The 272-nt window shown below is 62.9% G+C and carries 1 protein-coding gene; it reads left to right on the top strand.

The features are described 5' to 3' along the window. Positions 1 to 272 (top strand): aminotransferase class V-fold PLP-dependent enzyme (locus AC2ETI_RS32755; protein ID WP_483635068.1); only part of this gene is annotated, 272 nt, incomplete at both ends.

The following is a 272-nucleotide window of genomic DNA, read 5'->3' as shown; positions in this document are numbered from 1 at the left end:
GTGTTGCAGCAAGCCGCCAGCGAGATGCTGGACTGGCATGGCAGCGGCATGGGCGTCATGGAGATGAGCCACCGCGGCAAGGAGTTCATCAGCATCTACGAACAGGCGCAGGCTGATCTGCGCGAGCTGTTGGCGGTACCCAAGAACTTCCACATCCTTTTCATGCAGGGCGGCGGCCTGGCGGAAAACGCCATCGTCCCGCTCAACCTGTCGCGCGGCGGCAAGGCGGACTTCGTGCTCACCGGGAGCTGGAGCCAAAAGTCGCTCAAGGA

This window comes from Rhodococcus sp. MurmanLake-1 (genome assembly GCF_056945715.1).
The sequence above is the reverse complement of the archived record's forward strand: the minus strand, read 5'-3'. Positions and strand labels throughout refer to the sequence as shown.